This is a genomic window from Streptomyces sp. NPDC028910 (genome assembly GCF_055564955.1).
In genome coordinates this window covers 40,991-57,869 of sequence record NZ_JBVHVF010000027.1, presented here as the reverse complement: position 1 = coordinate 57,869, position 16,879 = coordinate 40,991, and the positions used below count along the sequence as shown (strand labels likewise).

Genomic DNA, 16,879 nt, shown 5'->3' with positions numbered 1-16,879 from the left:
CGGGGTCCGGGGCGGAGCCCGCTCCTTCAGCCCGCCGGGCAACTCCAGCCCCGCCGGCGTCGGAGGCGCGGGGCCCGGGGCGGAGCCCGCTCCTTCAGCCCCGCCGGCGTTTGAGGCGCGGGGTCCGGGGCGGAGCCCTGGGAAACGGCGCCGCAGGCGGACTCGGACAACGGACAGGAGGTCGGACATGACGGCAGGTACGGGGCGTGACGGATCGACGGGCGGAGGACCGGCCGGCACGGGCGGGCAAGGCGGCATCGACACGGGCACCGGCACCGGCATCAGCGGCGCTCCCAGCCGGCGACGGCTGGGCGCCCGGCTGCTCGCGCTCGGCGGCGTACTCCTCCTGCACGCCGCACTCCCCGGCGCCGCCGGTGCGGCGAGCAACCCGGCCGAGCGGCGCGCGCTCCAGGGACTGCGGCTCCGGTACGGGTCCGCGCGCCAGGCCGGGCTGCTGGAGCGGCACCTGGAGGGCGTGGCCGACGAGGCCCGGCGGTTCCTCGGCCCCTCCCCCGAGCACCCCTACTACGCCGGGGCGGTGGTCCTCGCCGGCCGGGGCCGCACCATCGCCCTGCACCGCGCCATGGGCGACGCCGTCCGGTACACGGACTACGACGGGCGCACCGACCGGGCCCGGGAGTTCCCGGCGGCCGAGCGGATCGCGATGACCGAGGACACCGTCTTCGACCTGGCCTCGCTGACCAAGCTGTTCACCTCGATCCTGGCCGTTCAGCAGATGGAGCGCGGGCGCCTGGAACTGGAGGCTCCGGTACGCCGGTACCTACCGGAGTTCACCGGGGGCGGGAAGGAGCTGATCACGGTCCGTCAGCTGCTCACGCACACCTCGGGGCTGCGCTCGTGGGCTCCCTTCTACCAGGAGTCCACACGCGAGGGGCGGCTGAGGCTGCTGTGGTCGGTCAGGCCGCAGGAGACTCCCGGAACCGTCTACCGGTACTCCGACCTGAACCTCATCGCACTCCAGCTGCTCCTGGAACAGATCACCGGTCGCACTCTGGATGTCCTGCTCCGCGACGAGATCACTGCTCCGCTCGGGATGCACCGCACTCGTTACAACCCACCGCTCTCCTGGCGCCGGATCACCGCCGCCACCGAGGTGCAGCGCCCGCCCTGGTCGGGGCTGGACCGCGGGCTGGTGTGGGGCGAGGTCCACGACGAGAACGCGTACGCGCTCGGCGGCGTCGCCGGCCACGCCGGGGTCTTCGGCACCGCCTTCGACCTGGCCGTCCTCGCCCGCGCCCTCCTCGACGGCGGGGTCTACGCGGGCAAGCGCATCCTGCGCCCCGCCTCCGTCGAACTGCTCTTCACCGACTACAACACGGCCTTCCCCGGCGACGACCACGGTCTCGGCTTCGAGCTCTACCAGCACTGGTACATGGGCGCCATGGCCACCCCGCACTCCGCCGGCCACACCGGCTTCACCGGTACCTCCCTCGTCCTCGACCCCTCCACCGACTCCTTCCTGATCCTGCTGGGCAACTCCGTCCACCCCGTGCGCACCTGGCGTGCCGGCAGCGCGCCGCGGGTCGCCGTCGGCAGCCGCTTCGCCCGGGCCGTCCCGGTGCGCACGCGGCACGGCGGCGCGGCCTGGTTCTCCGGGATCACCCCGGGCGGCTCGGGCACCCTCACCCTGCCGCCGCTCACCCCGGCCACCGCCGCCGCCCGGCTGCGCTGCTCCGTGTGGTGGGACACCGTGCCCGGCGAGGGCGCCTTCCACCTGGAGGTCTCCGCCGACGGGGAGACCTGGGAGCCGCTGCCCTTCAGCACCCTGCGGTCCACCGGCGGCGCCCCCGAGGACTGGCCGCGAGGCTCCGCGGGCGGCTGGTCCGGCCGCATCTGGCACCGCCTGGAAGCCCCCCTGACGGCCACCTGGGCGGGCCGCGAGGTGCGACTGCGCTTCCGCCACGCCGCGACCGGCCGCTACGTCGGGCGCGGGGTCTACGTGGACCTCGTACGCGTGGCGGAACCGGCCCGCCTGCTCTTCGCGGAGGACCGCCCCGCCGACGCCGCCCGGCTCCAGGCCATCGGCTGGACCCGGTCCTCGGACTAGGGGGTGTCCGGAGGCCCCGGGCATGGGCCACTGAGGGACGGAACCATCGGAATGACGCGCGGGCGCCGGTCGTGGCGTGCTCCGCACGCCTCCGGCTCCCCGGCGGGAATCGGCCTTACCGTGCGAGCAACCCGTCCGGATACCGGACGGTGTCCCGCCACTCCGGCGTTCCCCTGGAGGTCATGATGCCCAGTCCACCCCGGCCGTTCGGCACCGTCGTCAGCGCCGCCGGCGTCAACCTGCGGAAGTATCCGAGCACGGACTCCTCCGTCGTCGGCAACCTGAGCCACGGCGCCGAGGTCGGTCTGCACAGCAAGGTGCACGCCCAGACCATCGACGGCAACAGCATCTGGTACCTGCTGCGCGACAAGGCCGCGTGGGTCGCCGCCCGGCACGTCGACAACACCGGAGAAGTGCCGTTGTCCAAGGACGTCGAACCGGCCGCCCCTCAGGGCTGACGGCGGACCGGCCCCCTCGGGGGCCCACAGCCGTCCCGGGGGCAGCCCCCGTGGCTGTCCCCGGGACCGGACCGGGCTGTGGAAACGCCCTGGGCCGGTTCTTCGGATCAGGCCTGGTCCGCGTCCTCCGGCCACCCGTAGCCGGTGCGAGGCGGGGTGGGCACGGCGCCCACCTCGGCCAGGTCCCGGTCGGCGGCCCGCATCAGCTGACCGGCCAGGTCCCGCATGGCCCGGCTCGCCGCGAGCTCGTCACCGATCGCGGGGATCTCCACGTCCTGGGGATTGCAGCGCGCCGTGCCGCGGCCCACCATCTTCGTCTTTCCGTTGTCGAGTACCGCCCGGGCCTTGGTCTTGCCGTCCTCCTCGGTCAGGTAGACGCCCACTTTCCACTCTTCGGCGTGTGTCATCGCGTGCCTCCTCCCGGCTGATTACAGGATCCCTCCGAGCGGGCGCATTCGGCCATCCCAGACTCAGCGCTCGGCCAGCACCGAGTCCGGAGCCTCGCGCTGGTGCGGGAGCGCAGCCCCCCACGGCTGGACCGAGACCGTCCGCGTGGGGGCGGGGATGGAGATCCCCTCCGCCCGGTACCGCTCGTGCAGCCGCTTGATGAACTCGTGCTTGATCCGGTACTGGTCGCTGAACTCCCCCACGCCCAGGATCACCGTGAAGTCGATCCTGGAGTCCGCGAACGTGTGGAAGCGGACGGCGGCCTCGTGGTCGGCGACCCCTCCGGAGACGTCGGCCATCACGCCGTCGACGACATCGAGGGTGACCCGTTCGACGTGCTCCAGGTCGCTGTCGTAGCCGACACCCACCTGGACGAGGATCGACAACCGCTGTTCCGGCTGGGTGAAGTTGGTCATGTTGGTCCGCGCGAGGCGCCCGTTGGGGATGATCACCAGGTTGTTCGACAGGTTGCGCACCACGGTGTTGCGCCAGTTGATGTCGACGACGTAGCCCTCCTCCCCGCTGCTGAGCCGGATGTAGTCACCGGGCTGCACCGTCTTCGAGGCGAGGATGTGCACGCCCGCGAAGAGGTTGGCGAGGGTGTCCTGCAGCGCCAGGGCCACCGCGAGGCCGCCCACTCCGAGAGCGGTGAGCAGCGGCGCGATGGACACGCCCATGGTTTCGAGTGCGACGAGTGCGCCCATGGTCAGTACGACGACGCGCGTGATGTTGACGAAGATGGTGGCCGATCCGGCCACTCCCGTACGGGACTGCGCCAGTGACTGTACGAGCCCCGCGATGACCCTGGCCGCCGCGACGGTCGCGATGAGGATGAGCAGGGCGGTCAGCGACCGGTTCACGAGCCCCGTGACCCGCGTGGTCAGCGGAAGCGCCGAGGCCGCAGCGGCGGCGCCCCCGATGACGGCCGCCCAGGGCGCGAGGGTGCGCAGCGCGTCGACGATGGCATCGTCACCGGTCCATGCCGTCCTGCTCGCGTGCTTGCCCAGCCACCGCAGGACGGCGCGCAGCAGCAACCCGGCCGCGACGCCCGCCGCCAGCGCGATGGCGGCCACCACCCAGTCGTGCAGGACGAGGTCCCGGCTCAAAGGATTCCCTCCGGACCGCGGTGTGCCGGGGAAACGGCGAAGGGGGCAGCCGCCCGCCGTATGTGGTGTGTCGTCACTTTTCCACCTGTCAGATCGTGCGGTGCGGGGGTCCGTTCGGGCGTGTGTACGCACGCGAACCGGACTGCCATCCTGCCCCATGCACCACAGGGCTCTTAGAGCGGGTCCGTCAGGGCCGCGTCGAGCATCCGGCGTGTGACGGAGGCCAGTTCGGCCAGGTCCGGGGCGGGCCGGGAGCGGGCGAGGGCGCCCGCCAGCCGGTCGTAGAGGAGCCCGTCCGTCCAGGCGACCAGCAGTTCGGCGGCCTCCTCGGGCCGGTCGGCGCCGAGCGCGGCGAGCATGCCCGCGGCCCGGGCGCGGGCCCCCTGTCCCGCCCGGTGGAAATCCGCCTCCAGTTCGGGATTGCGCGCCGCCTCCAGGCTGAGTTCGAAGCGGGCCAGCTGGCGCTCCCGCCCCACCGTCAGCCAGCGGTGCAGGAGGCCGGCCAGCGCGGCCGCGGCCGTCTCCCGGTCGGGCGGCACCGGGGGCGCGGGCGGGCTCTCGCCGTCGAGGTCGCCGAGGTCCAGCTCCGCCAGCCGCTGGTAGCAGGCGCCGATCAGGGCCGTCCTCGTCCGGAAGTAGTACGAGGTGCTGCCCGCCGGCAGCCGGGCCGCGCCGTCGACCGCGCGGTGGGTCAGGCCCCGGAGCCCGGCGGCGGCCACGAGCTCGATCGCGGTGTCGGCGATCAGCGTTCTGCGATCCGCGGTGTGCGGGCTCACACGTCCCGTGCGTGACGTGCGGGCGGTGCGGGAGGTGCGTGGGCTGGACATCAGCTCACTCTACAGCTGTAGAGTGAGGGCATCGACTCTACGGATGTAGAGGATTCGGCGCACGAGTAGCGCGCGAAGAGCGGAAAGAGGGGGGCTCGTCATGTCGGCACGTCAACGTCACGTGGTCGTGGCAGGTGCGGGGATCGGTGGACTCACGGCGGCCGTGGCCCTGCACCGCCGGGGCTGGCGGGTCACCGTGTGCGAGCGGGCCCCCGGTCGCAGCGCCGTCGGAGCCGGGATCGTCCTCGCCCCCAACGCCCTGCGCGCCTTCGGCGTCATCGGCTTCGACGTCACCCGCTCCACGGGCCGCGCCGTCCCCACCGCGATGGGCCTGCGCCGCGCGGACGGCCGCTGGCTGAGCCGCGCGGACACCGCCGCGCTCGCCGCCCGTTACGGCGGTCCGCCTCTCGCCGTGCACCGCTCGGCCCTCGCCGACGCCCTGGCCGCCGCGCTCCCCGCGGGGACGATCCGGTACGGCGTCGCCGTCACCTCGGTGGAGGGCGCCGACCGTGCCCCGCTGGTCCGCACCTCGGCCGGCGACCTCGGCGGCGCCGACCTCGTGCTGGCCGCCGACGGCATCCGCAGCCCGCTCCGCAGCCAGTACTTCCCCGACCACCCCGGCCTGCGCTACAGCGGGGAGACGGCCTGGCGCACCGTCCTGCCCGCCGCGGCGGGCCGCACCGGGGCGGCGACCGCCGAGACCTGGGGCCGCGGCGAACGCTTCGGCGTCGTCCCGCTCGCCGACGGCCGGACCTACGTCTACGCCACCGCCGTGGCCCCCGAGGGCTACCGCCCCGCCGACGTCCGTACCGAGCTGCTGCGCCGCTACGGCACCTGGCACGACCCGATCCCGGCCCTGCTGGAGCGGATCGACCCGGCGGCCGTGCTCCAGCACGACCTGTACGACCTGGCGGCCCCGCTCCCCCGCTTCCACCACGGGCGCCTCGCCTGGCTCGGCGACGCCGCCCACGCCATGACCCCCAACCTGGGGCAGGGCGGCTGCCAGGCCATCGAGGACGCCGCGGTCCTCGCCCATCTGCTGGACGGCGCGGGCGGCGCGGGCGGCGCGGGCGAGAGCATTGCGGCCGCTCTCGCCGCCTACAGCGCGGCCCGTTGCGCGCGCACCGACGCCATCCGCGTCCGCGCCCGCCGTGCGGGCCGCGTCGCCGCCCTCTCCCACCCCCTCGCGGTGGCCGTCCGCGACTTCGCCGTCCGTGTCACCCCGGCCCGCGCCGCGCACCGGGCGATGGACGACCTCCTGAACGGATTCACCCTTCCGGGCGGAATGGACCGCGCACCCGCGGGCGTTGTGACCCGTCGGTGAGGTTGTTGACCGTTCAATACGAAGGCAGGCAGACCCCATGACGACGGACATCGACTGGGACAACCCGACCGACCCCAGGGCAGGGAGCTGGCAGCTGGACCACGTCAAGCAGTACGTGGCCTCCAACGGTTCCGAGGGCCAGTACTGGAACGGCACCCAGACCCTCCTGCTCACCACCGTGGGCCGGGTCTCCGGCAACCCGGTGCGCACCCCCCTCATCTACGGTGAGGCCGACGGCCGTTACCTGCTCGTCGCCTCCAACGGCGGCGACCACGAGCACCCGCTCTGGTTCCGGAACCTGACCGCGCACCCCGAGGTCCGCGTCCAGGTCGGCGCCGAGACCCTCCAGGGCACGGCCCGCACCGCGAACTCCGAGGAGCGCGCCGCCTACTGGCCGCTGATGCTGCGGCACTGGCCCTCGTACGACGAGTACCAGAGCAAGACGGACCGCGAGATCCCGATCGTGGTCATCGAGCCCCACGGGTAGGTTCGGCACCCCCTAGTGCCCCAGCTAGTGCCCCAGCTAGTGCCCCAGCACCGCCATCGCCGCGTTGTGCCCGGGGACCCCGCTGACGCCGCCGCCGCGGACCGCCCCCGCACCGCACAGCAGGACGTTGCGGTGGGCGGTCTCCACGCCCCACCGGCCGCCCGGGTCGGCGTAGGGCCAGGACAGGTCCCGGTGGAAGATGTGGCCCCCGGGTAGCCGCAGTTCGCGCTCCAGGTCCTGCGGGGTCTTGGCCTCGATGCACGGACGGCCGTCCGCGTCGAAGGCCAGGCAGTCGGTGAGCGGTTCGGCCAGGTGCGCGTCGAGCTGCGCGAGGGTGGCGGTCAGCAGCACCTCACGGGCCTGCTGGTTGTCGTGTCCGAACAGCCGGGCCGGGGTGTGCAGGCCGAAGAGGGTGAGCGTCTGGTAGCCCTGCTCCACCAGCTCCGGTCCGAGGATCGTCGGGTCCGTCAGCGAGTGGCAGTAGATCTCCGAGGGCGGTACGGAGGGCAGTTCCCCGGCGGCGGCCTCCGCGTAGGCCCTGGCCAGCTCGGCGTACCCCTCGGCGATGTGGAAGGTGCCGCCGAAGGCCTCGCGCGCCTCCACGGCGGTGTCCCGCAGCCGGGGCAGCCGCCGCAACAGCATGTTGACCTTGAGCTGGGCGCCCTCGGCTGCCGTGTCCCGGGGCGGGGTCTCGCCGAGGAGTTCGGCCAGCGCCCGCGGCGAGGCGTTCACCAGCACCGTGCGGCCGACGACCCGTCCCTCCCCGGTCGCCGTGCGGAACACCACCTCGGCCGGAGCGATCCCGTCCGTGTCGATCCGCAGCACCTCGTGGCCGGTGGCGATCTCCGCCCCGGCCGCCCGCGCGGCCGCCGCGAGGGCGTCCGTCAGGGCACCCATGCCGCCGACCGGCACGTTCCAGTCCCCGGTCCCGCCGCCGATGACGTGGTAGAGGAAACAGCGGTTCTGCGCGAGGGAGGGGTCGTGCGCGTCCGCGAAGGTGCCGATCAGCCCGTCCGTGAGGACCACCCCGCGGACCAGGTCATCGGCGAAGTGCCGCTCCACCGCCTGCCCCAGCGGCTCCTCGAAGAGCATCCGCCACGCCGCCTCGTCGTCGATCCGGGCCCGCAGCTCCTCCCGGGTGGGCAACGGCTCGGTCAGGGTCGGGAACACCTTCTCGGCGACCCGCCCGGTGGTGGCGTAGAAGGCGCGCCAGCTCTCGTACTCCCGGTCCGAGCCGGTCAGTCGCGCGAAGGACTCCCGGGTGCGCTGCTCGCCGCCGCCGACGAGCAGCCCGCCGGGCCGCCCGTCGCGCTCGACGGGCGTGTACGAGGAGATCGTGCGCCTGCGTACCGCGAACCTCAGGTCCAGGTCGCGCACGATCTTCTCCGGGAGCAGGGAGACGAGGTACGAGTAGCGCGAGAGGCGGGCGTCGACCCCCACGAAGGGGCGGCTGGAGATCGCCGCCCCGCCGGTGCGCCCGAGCCGCTCCAGGACCAGCACCGACCGGCCCGCGCGGGCCAGGTACGCGGCCGCCACCAGGCCGTTGTGCCCGCCGCCCACGATCACGTCGTCGTAGACGTCGCGTCGGAATCCACTGGAGCCCCGCATGGCTGTCATGGCTCTTGGTAGCACACCTGGCCGAGCCGCTCCAGACAGTAGGCCTCGTCGGCGTGGGCCAGCGCCGTGTCGGGATGCTCGTCGCCCAGGGACCGCTCGCGGATGCCGGAGAGGTCCCGGTAGAGGGGCAGCGCCTCCTCCCAGCGGCCCAGCCGGCCCAGCCCGACGGCGAGTTCCCGGCGGCTGACGAGGGTGTCGGGGTGCTCGGCGCCGAGCACCTCGGCCCGTGCGGCGCCCACCTCCCGGGCCTCGGCGACCGCCTCCTCCCAGCGGTCCAGGCGGCCGAGATTGACCCCGAGGACGTGCCGGGCGCGGAGCGTCTCGGGGTCGGTGGCCCCGTAGGCGCGGGTGCGGTCGCGGACCAGGGCCCGGAACAGTTCGAGGGCCTGGGCGCTGCTGCCGGTGCGGCCGAGCGCGATGCCGACCTCGTAGCGTGCGGCCAGGGTGTCGGGGTGGTCGCGGCCGAGTACCCGTTCCCGTACGGCGGCGACCTCGCGGAAACCGGCCAGGGCCTCCTGCCAGCGGTCCAGGCGGCCGAGCGCGTACGCCGCCTCGTACCGGGTCAGCAGGGTGTCCGCGTGCTCGGCGCCGAGGACGGCCGCGCGGTCGGCGGCGACCTCGGCCGCGGTGGCGTGGGCCTCCGCGAAGCGGCCCAGCGCCCCCAGGGCGCAGGCCAGGTTGTGACGGCAGCGCAGGGTGTCGGGGTGCAGCGGCCCCATGGTCCGCTCGCGGGCGACGAGCACCGCGCGGTAGATGTCGTGCGCCTCCTGGTGGCGTCCGAGCCGGCCCGTCTCGTACGCCGTTTCCTGGCGCGCCGCGAGGGTGTCGGCGTGGTCCGGGCCGAGTACCCGGGCGCGTCCCTCGGCCACGGCCGCGTACACGGCGAGCGCTTCCTCGGGCCGACCGGCGCGGCTGAGGGCGTAGGCGCGGGCGTGGCCGGCGGCGAGCGCGTCGGGGCCGGTCTCCCGGGGGCCGGGGACGCGCGGGAGACCGTACGCCGCGGTGAGCCGCGGGTCCTCGGCGGGTTCGGGACGGACGATGGGGGCGACGGGGGCCATGACGGCGGCGGGGGCGCCGGGGGTGACGTGGGCGGCGGGGGCGTCGGGGCGCACCGGCGGGTGTTCGCCCCCCGGGTGCGGGAGGACGGGCTGGCGGCCGCTGGGGCGGGCTGTCCAGGAGCCGGTGAGCACGGCCCATTCGCCGCTCGCGGGACGGGCGTCGATCCCGGCCTTGCGCCCGGCGGTCATACCGCGGGCCCAGGCCGGGAGCGGGGCCTGGGCGCCGGGCAGCGCGCCCGGTCCCAGGCGTGCCTCGACGAGCCGGTGGTGCACGTGGCGGGCGTCGCCCGGCCGGTCCTCGGGGCGCTTGGCGAGCAGGTCCAGGACCACCTGCTCGAAGTAGCCGGGCAGTTCGGGACGGTGCTCGCGCGGCGGCACGGGCGGGGTGTCACGGTGGCCGACCAGCACCGACCAGGAGTCGCCGAGGTCGAAGGGCGGGGCGCCGGTGGCGATCTCGTACAGGACGCAGCCGAGGGAGTAGAGGTCGCTGCGGTGGTCGACCTCGCCGCCCGCGATCTGCTCGGGCGACATGTAGTGCGGGGTGCCCATGGCCATGGCGCCGCCGGTGAGCTTGGCGGTGAAGCCGATGTCGTGGGCGAGGCGGGCGATGCCGAAGTCGCAGATCTTCACGGTGCCGTCGGTGAGCCGCATGATGTTGGCGGGCTTCAGGTCGCGGTGGACGACGCCCTGGTCGTGGGTGTAGCCGAGGGCGGCGGCCATCTGCTCCGCGATGTCGACGACCACGTCCACGGGGAGCGGGCGGGTCTCGTTGTCCTCCAGGAGCTGGCTGAGGTTGCGGCCTTCGAGGAGCTCCATCACCAGGTAGAGGGGACCGCCGGCGGCGCTGTCGTCGCCGAAGTCGTGGACGACCGTGACCCCTCGGTGCTGGAGGGACGCGGCCACGCGCGCCTCGCGCCGGAACCGCTCGCGCAGCACCTGGGTGAAGTGGGCGTCCTGCTCGGCCCCGATCGGCTTGAGGCACTTCACGGCGACCTGCCGGCCCAGCGATTCGTCGCGGGCGCGCCACACCTCGCCCATGCCGCCGCGCCCGATCAGATCGAGCGACCGGTACCGGCCCTGGATCAGTCTGGACTCCGCCATGTCTTAAAGCCGCCCCTGTTGTCGTGCTACGCCCTCCCCGGCCGGTCCAGTATGGCCGCTGATGTACGCAGTGTGTACGGAGAGGGGCGGCTCCCGGGGCCCATGCGGCGCATCGCTTTCAAGATGTGACCTGGCGGCAGCTGCCAGCGCAGACCTGCGGGAATGCTGCGCAGCACGCGTCCGGTGAGGCGCAGGCGCCGGGTGACGCTGCGCGGTGCCGGTGCGGGCCGCCCGTACAGCTGGTGTGCCCAGCCGGGGAGGGAACCGTACGCGAGGCCGGCGATGGGGCGCCACAGCAGGTTTCGGCCAGGCACGAGGAGGGAAGGGACGGGCGGGCCGCTCAGGAACTCGTCCACGGCGTGGGCGTCGGGGCCGGCGGCGAGCCGGGGGCGGATCGTCTCGAAGTAGGCGGCGAGCTGCGCGGTGTCGGCGGGGACCCCGGCCGGGTCGAGGCCGACGAGGCGGGCGTTGACGCGGTTCTCGTCGACGTAGCGGTCGGCCTGGGCGGGTGTGAGGGGGACGCCGGAGCGGCGCAGCACGTGCAGGAAGCTGCCGATCTGCGCGCAGTGGATCCACAGCAGCAGCTCGGGGTCGTCGACGGGGAAGCGCTCGCCGGTGTCCGGGTCGGTGGCAGACAGCGTGCGGTGGATCGCGCGGACGCGACTGCCGGCGCGCTCGGCGGCCTCGGTGGTGCCGTAGGTGAGGGTGCCGACGAAGTCGGCGGTGCGCAGAAGCCGGCCCCAGGCCTCGTGCCGGCCCCGCTGCCCCTGGAAAGCGGCTGAATTCTCCATGACCCCGCGGACGGCGCGCGGATGGAGGGCCTGGAGGTAGAGCGCGCGGATCCCGGCGATCCACATCATCGGGTCGCCGTGGCACTGCCAGGTGACGGACGACGGGCCGTAGAGCCCCGGGTCCGCGGTCGTGGTGCTCCCCATCCCGTACCTCCCTGTCGCGGGCGCCCGGCGGCTCCAGCCTACCGATCGGGTGGCCGTCAGCGATCCGTATGAACCGGGCCGATGGCCGTCAAGGTCCCGTCAGATCCCGCCAGGGGGTGGCGTGCGGGAGTCGCGGGGGGCATAGCGTCGGCGTCGCCCGCTCCGATCGGTCGCCCGCTCCGATCGGTCGCCCACCGTTCGTGACCCGTCCAGGAGGACCTCATGTGCCTGATCCAGTACGCAGACGATCCCGAGCCCGAGGAACGGATCCCGGCCGGACCCCTGTACGTACCCGTCCGGCCGGGAACCGCGGAGGTGGTGCTCCGGATGTTCCGCACCCCGTTGGGCCGGCGCACCGCCGTCGGATTCACCCGCCCGGAACGACTGGCCGCGACGCTCGGTGCGCGGCAGCCATGGATCCGGCTCTCCGAGTCCGCGCTCCGGACCCTGGCCGCTCCGCTCGGCGCGTGGACGGTGACGATCGACCCGACCTTCTCGGCTCCCGCCGTCACCGCGGTGCCGGTGCGCGCGGCCGGCGAGGTCGCGGTCCGTGCTCACTGAGGGGGAGGTCTCCATGACCGTCACCGAACTGCGCGGGGCCGCGGCCGGTGCGCAGGACGACCTGTCCGTCTGGCCCGCCTCCACGGTCCGCCTCGCGCACGGCGGACTGGCCGTCGGCGGGGTGTCGCTGGCGGAGATCGCCGACCGGTTCGACACCCCCGCCTACGTCCTGGACGAGGGCGAGGTGCGCGGGCGCTGCCGTACGTACCGCGAGGCCTTCCCGGAGGCGGAGGTGCTGTACGCGGCCAAGGCGTTCCTGTCCCGTGCCGTGGTGCGCTGGGTGGGCGAGGAGGGCCTGGGGCTCGACGTGTGCTCCGCCGGCGAGCTCGAACTCGCCGACACCGCCGGCTTTCCCGCCGAGCGGATGGTCCTGCACGGCAACGCGAAGTCGCCCCGCGACATCGAGGCGGCGCTGCGGCTCGGAGTCGGCCGCATCGTCATCGACAGCCCGTCGGAGATCGCGCGGCTGGCCGCGGCCGTGGGGCCGGGCGGCCACCAGAAGGTCATGGTCCGCGTGGTCCCCGGCATCTCGGCCGGCGGGCACGAGAAGATCCGTACGGGTACGGACGACCAGAAGTTCGGCCTGTCACTGGGCGACGGCTCCGCCCAGCACGCGATCGCCCGGGTACTGGGCCAGCCGCAGCTCGACCTCGTCGGTCTGCACTGCCACATCGGCTCTCAGATCACCGAGGTCAAGCCGTACGTGGCCGCCGTACGCCGCATGGTGGGGCTGCTGGCCCGGGTCCGGCACGGCCACGGCGTCACGCTCGGCGAGCTGGACATGGGCGGCGGGCACGGGGTCGCCTACCGGCCCGGCGAGGCCGCCCTCGACCCCGTCGCCCTCGCGCGCGGGATCCGTACGGAACTGGCCGCGGGCTGCGCCGCCGCCGGGCTGCCCGTGCCCCGTCTGGTCATCGAGCCCGGGCGCGCGATCGTGGGCCCGGCGGGGGTGGCCCTCTACCGGGTGCTGGCCGTCAAGCACACCGGGAAGCGGGTGTTCGTGGCCGTCGACGGCGGCATGAGCGACAACCCGCGCCCCGCCCTGTACGGGGTCGGCTACGCGCCCCGCCTCGTCGGCCGCCGCTCGGCGGCGGATTCCCGTACGGCCACGGTCGTCGGCCGCCACTGCGAGGCGGGCGACGTCCTGGCCGCGGACGTGCCGCTGCCCGCGGACGTCCGGCCGGGCGATCTGCTCGCGGTACCGGTGGCGGGCGCGTACCAGCTGTCCATGGCCTCGGGTTACAACCTCGTGGGCCGCCCGCCGGTGGTCTCGGTCCACGAGGGCACGGCGCGACTGCTGGTCCGGCGCGAGACGCTGGACGACCTCCGCAGCCGGGACATCGGCGGCTAGTAGGCCTGTCCGGCCCGCGGCGGGGGCGGGGGGCGGCGGCATAGAGTTGGCGGGTGCAGCTCTACACGATCGGCGAGGCCGCCCAACTCCTGCGCGTCAGCATCGACACCGCGCGCCGCTGGGCCGATGCCGGCCGTTTCCCGACCCTGCGGGACGGCAACCGGCGGATGGTCGAGGGTGTTCATCTGGCGGCCTTCTGCGTGGAGCTCGCGCGGGAGGCCGCCGCCGATGCCGGCGAGTCCGCCACCTCGGCCCGCAACGCGTTGCCCGGGATCGTGACCGCGGTGACGCTCGGCGAGGTCGCCGCCCAGGTCGAGATCCAGGCCGGCCCCCACCGGGTGGTCTCCCTACTGACCCGCGAGGCCGTCGAGGAACTCGGCCTGGCGGTCGGCGTGCGCGCCGTCGCCCGCGTGAAGTCCACCAGCGTCCACATCGACGTCGACTGAACGCGGCCCCCTGGGTGGCGAGCGAATCCCATGACGTGACGGTGAGGCCCTGGGAGCCCTGTCCCTGATCATCGGTGCTTGGCCGGCCGTCCACGTGTCATGCGGGCACCGGGGCGAAGGGGTACAGCTCGTCAGCGCCGGGCTGGACGACGCCGTAGCTGCTTTCCGGTACTTCGTTCCAGGCGCCGGGCAGATCACCCAGGGGTTCGGACACGATGAGGCGGGTCTCCTCGGATATCTCCCGCAGGAACGCGACATCGGGGTGCAGCCTGCGAAGTGCGTCCACGCGGCTGCTGTAGAACAGCGACCGTGACGCATGCCCGCTGGAGTAGCGGAAGGCCCAGACGCGTTCGCCGTCGGTGATGGCGAGCGTCATCTGGAGGGGGAACTCCATCCCGTGCTCGCGCCCGGCGCGCTCCACGACCCCGGCCATCTGGGCCACGGCGGCCGGCGGGTCCCGGTCCAGGCCGAAGGTGAGGGCCAGATGGAACATCACCTCGGAGTCGGTCGTCCCTTCGATGTCGGAATACAGCGCGGGGTCGACGAGCAGGGTCAGCTCCCGGCGCATCAGGTGGAAACCGGCGATGGCGCCGTTGTGCATGAACATCCAGCGGCCATGCCGGAACGGGTGACAGTTCGACTGCTGCACCGCCGTGCCGGTCGACGCCCGGATGTGGGCGAAGAACAGCGGGGAGCGGACGTGGTCCGCCATCTCCCGCAGGTTGCGGTTGTTCCAGGCAGGACCGACGTCTCGGAGCAGGGCCGGCGTGCTGTTGTCCTCCGAGTACCAGCCGACGCCGAAGCCATCGCCGTTCGTGGTCTCCACGCCGAGCTTGGAGTGCAGGCTCTGGTCGATCAGCGAGTGGGCGGGTCTGTAGAGGATGGTGTCGAGCAGCATGGGTGTCCCCGAGTAGGCGAGCCATCGGCACATGTGCGATCACCTGGGTCCTTGACAGCATGCCGGGAAGGAGATGTGCTTACCGATCGCTCGGAGCGGCGCTGCTCGAAGAGCCCGCGCGCCACCTCTTCGCTGCGACCGCCCCACGCGTGGATCTTGTCCGGCAATCTCATTCTCGGCTCCCGCCCCGGGGCGCGCCACGCGGGAGGGGAACACCGTCCAGCTCGGGACGCGCGCGCGACGCCCTGTGGCGCGGGCGCGACCTTTGTGCGACCTGTTGTGCACCTTGCTGTCGTTGCGGTTGCCGGGCCTTGGCCGGCCGACCACGACGATCAACCGGTCACAGGGGCCTCAGCGGCGGACGCGGGGCATGCCCAGGCCGATCCAGGAGATGATCTCGCGCTGGATCTCGTTGTTGCCCCCGCCGAAGGTGAAGATCACGGCGCTGCGGTAGCCGCGTTCGAGCTCGCCGTGGAGGACCGCGCCGGCGGAGCCGTCCTTGAGGGAGCCGGCCGCGCCGACGACCTCCATGAGCCAGGCGTACGCGTCACGGCGTGCCTCGGAGCCGTACACCTTGACCGCCGAGGCGTCCTGCGGGGTGAGCGTGCCGGCCTGGACCGCGCCCACCATCTGCCAGTTGAGCAGCTTCATCGCGTCGAGCCGGGCGTGGGTGCGCGCGAGGCGGCCGCGGACCCAGGAGAGGTCGATGACCCGGCGGCCGTCGGCGAGCTTGGTTCCGGCGGCCCAGCGCTGGACGTCGTGGAGGGCCCGGATGGCCATGGTGCCGTGCGCGGCCAGGGTGACGCGTTCGTGGTTGAGCTGGTTGGTGATCAGGCGCCAGCCCTTGTTCTCCTGGCCGACGCGGCGGCTCGCCGGCACGCGGATGTCCTCGTAGTAGCTGGCGGTTGTGTCGTGCGAGGCGAGGGTGTTGATGAGGGTGCAGGAGTAGCCGGGGTCCGAGGTCGGTACGAGGAGCATGGTGATGCCCTTGTGCGCGGGGGCGTCCGGGTCGGTGCGCACGGCGAGCCAGACCCAGTCGGCGGTGTCTCCGTTGGTGGTCCAGATCTTCTGCCCGTTGACGACGTAGGTGCCCGTCTCCTCGTCGCCCTCGCGCACGGCCTTGCAGCTGAGTGCGGCGAGGTCGGTGCCGGCGTCGGGTTCGCTGTAGCCGATGGCGAAGTCGATCTCGCCCGCGAGGATCTTGGGCAGGAAGTACGCCTTCTGCTCCTCGGTGCCGAACTGCATGATGGTCGGTCCGACCGTGTTGAGCGCCATCAGGGGCAGCGGCACGACGGCCTGCGCGGCCTCGTCGAAGAAGATGAACTGGTCCATCGGGGTCATCCCGCGGCCGCCGTACTCCGTGGGCCAGCCGACCCCGAGCCAGCCGTCGGCGCCGAGCCGGCGGATGGTCTCCCGGTAGAACCGTTTCTGGGCGGCCGCGTCCTCGTAGCGGGCGTAGACGTCCTCGGGCACCAGCTCGGCGAAGTAGGCGCGCAGCTCGGTGCGCAACTGCTGCTGCTCAGGCGTGTATTCGAGGTGCACGGCCCCTCCGGGAGTCTCGCGGTCCAGCCGGTTCGCTGGGGTGGCGGCGGTCAGAGTAGAACCAGTTTCAGAAAACTGGAAGGGGCCGGGGAGTACGCCGCCCCCGCGCGCCGCCTCCGTCAGGTGAAGAGGTACAGGACGTCGAAGCAGACGAGGTCGCGCGCCGCGTCGAAGAGGTACTCACCCGACGCGTGCGCGTCCGCCGTCTGACGGTTCGCGTGCGCGTCGAACTGCGGGCTGTGCTGCCAGGCCGCGGCGCCGGGCAGGTACGGCTCCAGCGGGGCGGGCAGCGCGGACGGCGCGGGCGCGGGGCCGAAGGTGTGGTCGGGGTTGCGGAGGATCGCGGCCGCGCCGCCGGCCGGCAGGTGGGCGACACCGACGAGGCGGACCCGGGAGTCCGGGCTCGGGATGCTCCGGTCGTCCGGGCTCTCGTCGATGTCGTAGCCCAGCCAGTGCGCGTCGGTCAGCTCGCCCAGATACGGCCGGAACCGCGCGTTCAGCGGCTCCGGGTCCGTGCGGACCGGGTGCCGGTACGGCTGCTGCGGCCACAGGGCGTACGCCGTGCCGGCGCCCAGGGTCAGCAGCGGGACGCCGGCGATCAGCAGGAACCGCCGCCGGTGCGTGCGTCCCCGCCGAGCGTCCACGATCGCCCC

General features: G+C 73.5%; 16 protein-coding genes. 7 read left to right on the top strand and 9 right to left on the bottom strand.

Annotated elements, in window-relative coordinates:
- The first annotated feature begins 187 nt into the window (after nt 1-187).
- A complete protein-coding gene (locus ACZ4TV_RS27245) occupies nt 188-2,068 on the top strand; it encodes a serine hydrolase domain-containing protein (protein WP_468137627.1) in 1,881 nt (626 codons plus the stop codon).
- A 185-nt stretch (nt 2,069-2,253) separates the two neighbouring features.
- The gene (locus ACZ4TV_RS27240) at nt 2,254-2,526 is read left to right on the top strand and encodes an SH3 domain-containing protein (protein WP_468137625.1); all 273 of its coding nucleotides are present in this window, start codon (nt 2,254-2,256) and stop codon (nt 2,524-2,526) included.
- Between the two features lie 107 nt (nt 2,527-2,633).
- On the opposite strand, the gene ACZ4TV_RS27235 is transcribed toward ACZ4TV_RS27240, so the two are convergent.
- The 3 genes from ACZ4TV_RS27235 to ACZ4TV_RS27225 form a co-directional block, all read right to left on the bottom strand.
- Nucleotides 2,634-2,933: a DUF1876 domain-containing protein gene (locus tag ACZ4TV_RS27235; RefSeq protein WP_468137624.1), complete on the bottom strand. Its 300-nt coding sequence runs from the start codon at nt 2,931-2,933 to the stop codon at nt 2,634-2,636.
- 63 nt (nt 2,934-2,996) lie between these two features.
- Nucleotides 2,997-4,079 (bottom strand): mechanosensitive ion channel family protein, encoded by a 1,083-nt coding sequence (locus tag ACZ4TV_RS27230; RefSeq protein WP_468137623.1) that lies wholly within the window; start codon nt 4,077-4,079, stop codon nt 2,997-2,999.
- 173 nt (nt 4,080-4,252) lie between these two features.
- Nucleotides 4,253-4,906 (bottom strand): TetR/AcrR family transcriptional regulator, encoded by a 654-nt coding sequence (locus ACZ4TV_RS27225; RefSeq protein WP_468137622.1) that lies wholly within the window; start codon nt 4,904-4,906, stop codon nt 4,253-4,255.
- 100 nt (nt 4,907-5,006) lie between these two features.
- Here ACZ4TV_RS27225 and ACZ4TV_RS27220 point away from each other — a divergent pair, with 100 nt between their 5' ends.
- Both ACZ4TV_RS27220 and ACZ4TV_RS27215 read left to right on the top strand, forming a co-directional pair.
- Nucleotides 5,007-6,230 carry an FAD-dependent monooxygenase gene (locus ACZ4TV_RS27220; protein WP_468137621.1) on the top strand — a complete coding sequence of 408 codons (1,224 nt, stop codon included), beginning with the start codon at nt 5,007-5,009 and terminating at the stop codon, nt 6,228-6,230.
- A gap of 37 nt (nt 6,231-6,267) precedes the next feature.
- Complete coding sequence (locus tag ACZ4TV_RS27215; protein ID WP_468137619.1) at nt 6,268-6,717, top strand: nitroreductase family deazaflavin-dependent oxidoreductase; 450 nt, start codon at nt 6,268-6,270, stop codon at nt 6,715-6,717.
- Between the two features lie 36 nt (nt 6,718-6,753).
- Here ACZ4TV_RS27215 and ACZ4TV_RS27210 read toward each other — a convergent pair whose 3' ends face one another.
- Genes ACZ4TV_RS27210 through ACZ4TV_RS27200 form a run of 3 tightly spaced genes read right to left on the bottom strand, consistent with a single transcriptional unit; the run spans nt 6,754 to nt 11,428 of the window.
- A complete protein-coding gene (locus ACZ4TV_RS27210) occupies nt 6,754-8,334 on the bottom strand; it encodes a phytoene desaturase family protein (RefSeq protein ID WP_468137618.1) in 1,581 nt (526 codons plus the stop codon).
- Entirely contained in the window at nt 8,331-10,493 is a 2,163-nt protein-coding gene (locus tag ACZ4TV_RS27205) for a serine/threonine-protein kinase (RefSeq protein WP_468137616.1), read from the bottom strand. Before ACZ4TV_RS27205 ends, ACZ4TV_RS27210 begins: the two co-directional genes overlap by 4 nt.
- Before the next feature lie 26 nt (nt 10,494-10,519).
- Nucleotides 10,520-11,428, bottom strand: coding sequence for an oxygenase MpaB family protein (locus ACZ4TV_RS27200; protein WP_468137615.1), 909 nt, complete (start codon nt 11,426-11,428; stop codon nt 10,520-10,522).
- Nucleotides 11,429-11,650: 222 nt separating this feature from the next.
- On the opposite strand from ACZ4TV_RS27200, the gene ACZ4TV_RS27195 reads away from it, so the two are divergent.
- The 3 genes from ACZ4TV_RS27195 to ACZ4TV_RS27185 are packed head-to-tail and all read left to right on the top strand — an operon-like array spanning nt 11,651 to nt 13,786.
- On the top strand, nt 11,651-11,989 hold the full coding sequence (locus ACZ4TV_RS27195; RefSeq protein WP_468137614.1) for an SAV_915 family protein: 339 nt from the start codon (nt 11,651-11,653) through the stop codon (nt 11,987-11,989).
- 13 nt (nt 11,990-12,002) lie between these two features.
- Entirely contained in the window at nt 12,003-13,340 is a 1,338-nt protein-coding gene (gene lysA / locus ACZ4TV_RS27190; protein WP_468137613.1) for a diaminopimelate decarboxylase, read from the top strand.
- Nucleotides 13,341-13,393: 53 nt separating this feature from the next.
- Nucleotides 13,394-13,786, top strand: coding sequence for a TOBE domain-containing protein (locus ACZ4TV_RS27185; protein WP_468137612.1), 393 nt, complete (start codon nt 13,394-13,396; stop codon nt 13,784-13,786).
- 97 nt (nt 13,787-13,883) lie between these two features.
- Here the strand turns inward: ACZ4TV_RS27185 and ACZ4TV_RS27180 are convergent, their stop codons facing one another.
- From ACZ4TV_RS27180 to ACZ4TV_RS27170, 3 genes are all read right to left on the bottom strand, one after another.
- Entirely contained in the window at nt 13,884-14,717 is an 834-nt protein-coding gene (locus ACZ4TV_RS27180; protein ID WP_468137611.1) for a class II glutamine amidotransferase, read from the bottom strand.
- Between the two features lie 318 nt (nt 14,718-15,035).
- The gene (locus tag ACZ4TV_RS27175; protein ID WP_468137609.1) at nt 15,036-16,226 is read right to left on the bottom strand and encodes an acyl-CoA dehydrogenase family protein; all 1,191 of its coding nucleotides are present in this window, start codon (nt 16,224-16,226) and stop codon (nt 15,036-15,038) included.
- A 119-nt stretch (nt 16,227-16,345) separates the two neighbouring features.
- Nucleotides 16,346-16,870: a hypothetical protein gene (locus ACZ4TV_RS27170; RefSeq protein ID WP_468137608.1), complete on the bottom strand. Its 525-nt coding sequence runs from the start codon at nt 16,868-16,870 to the stop codon at nt 16,346-16,348.
- Between the last annotated feature and the right edge of the window lie 9 nt (nt 16,871-16,879).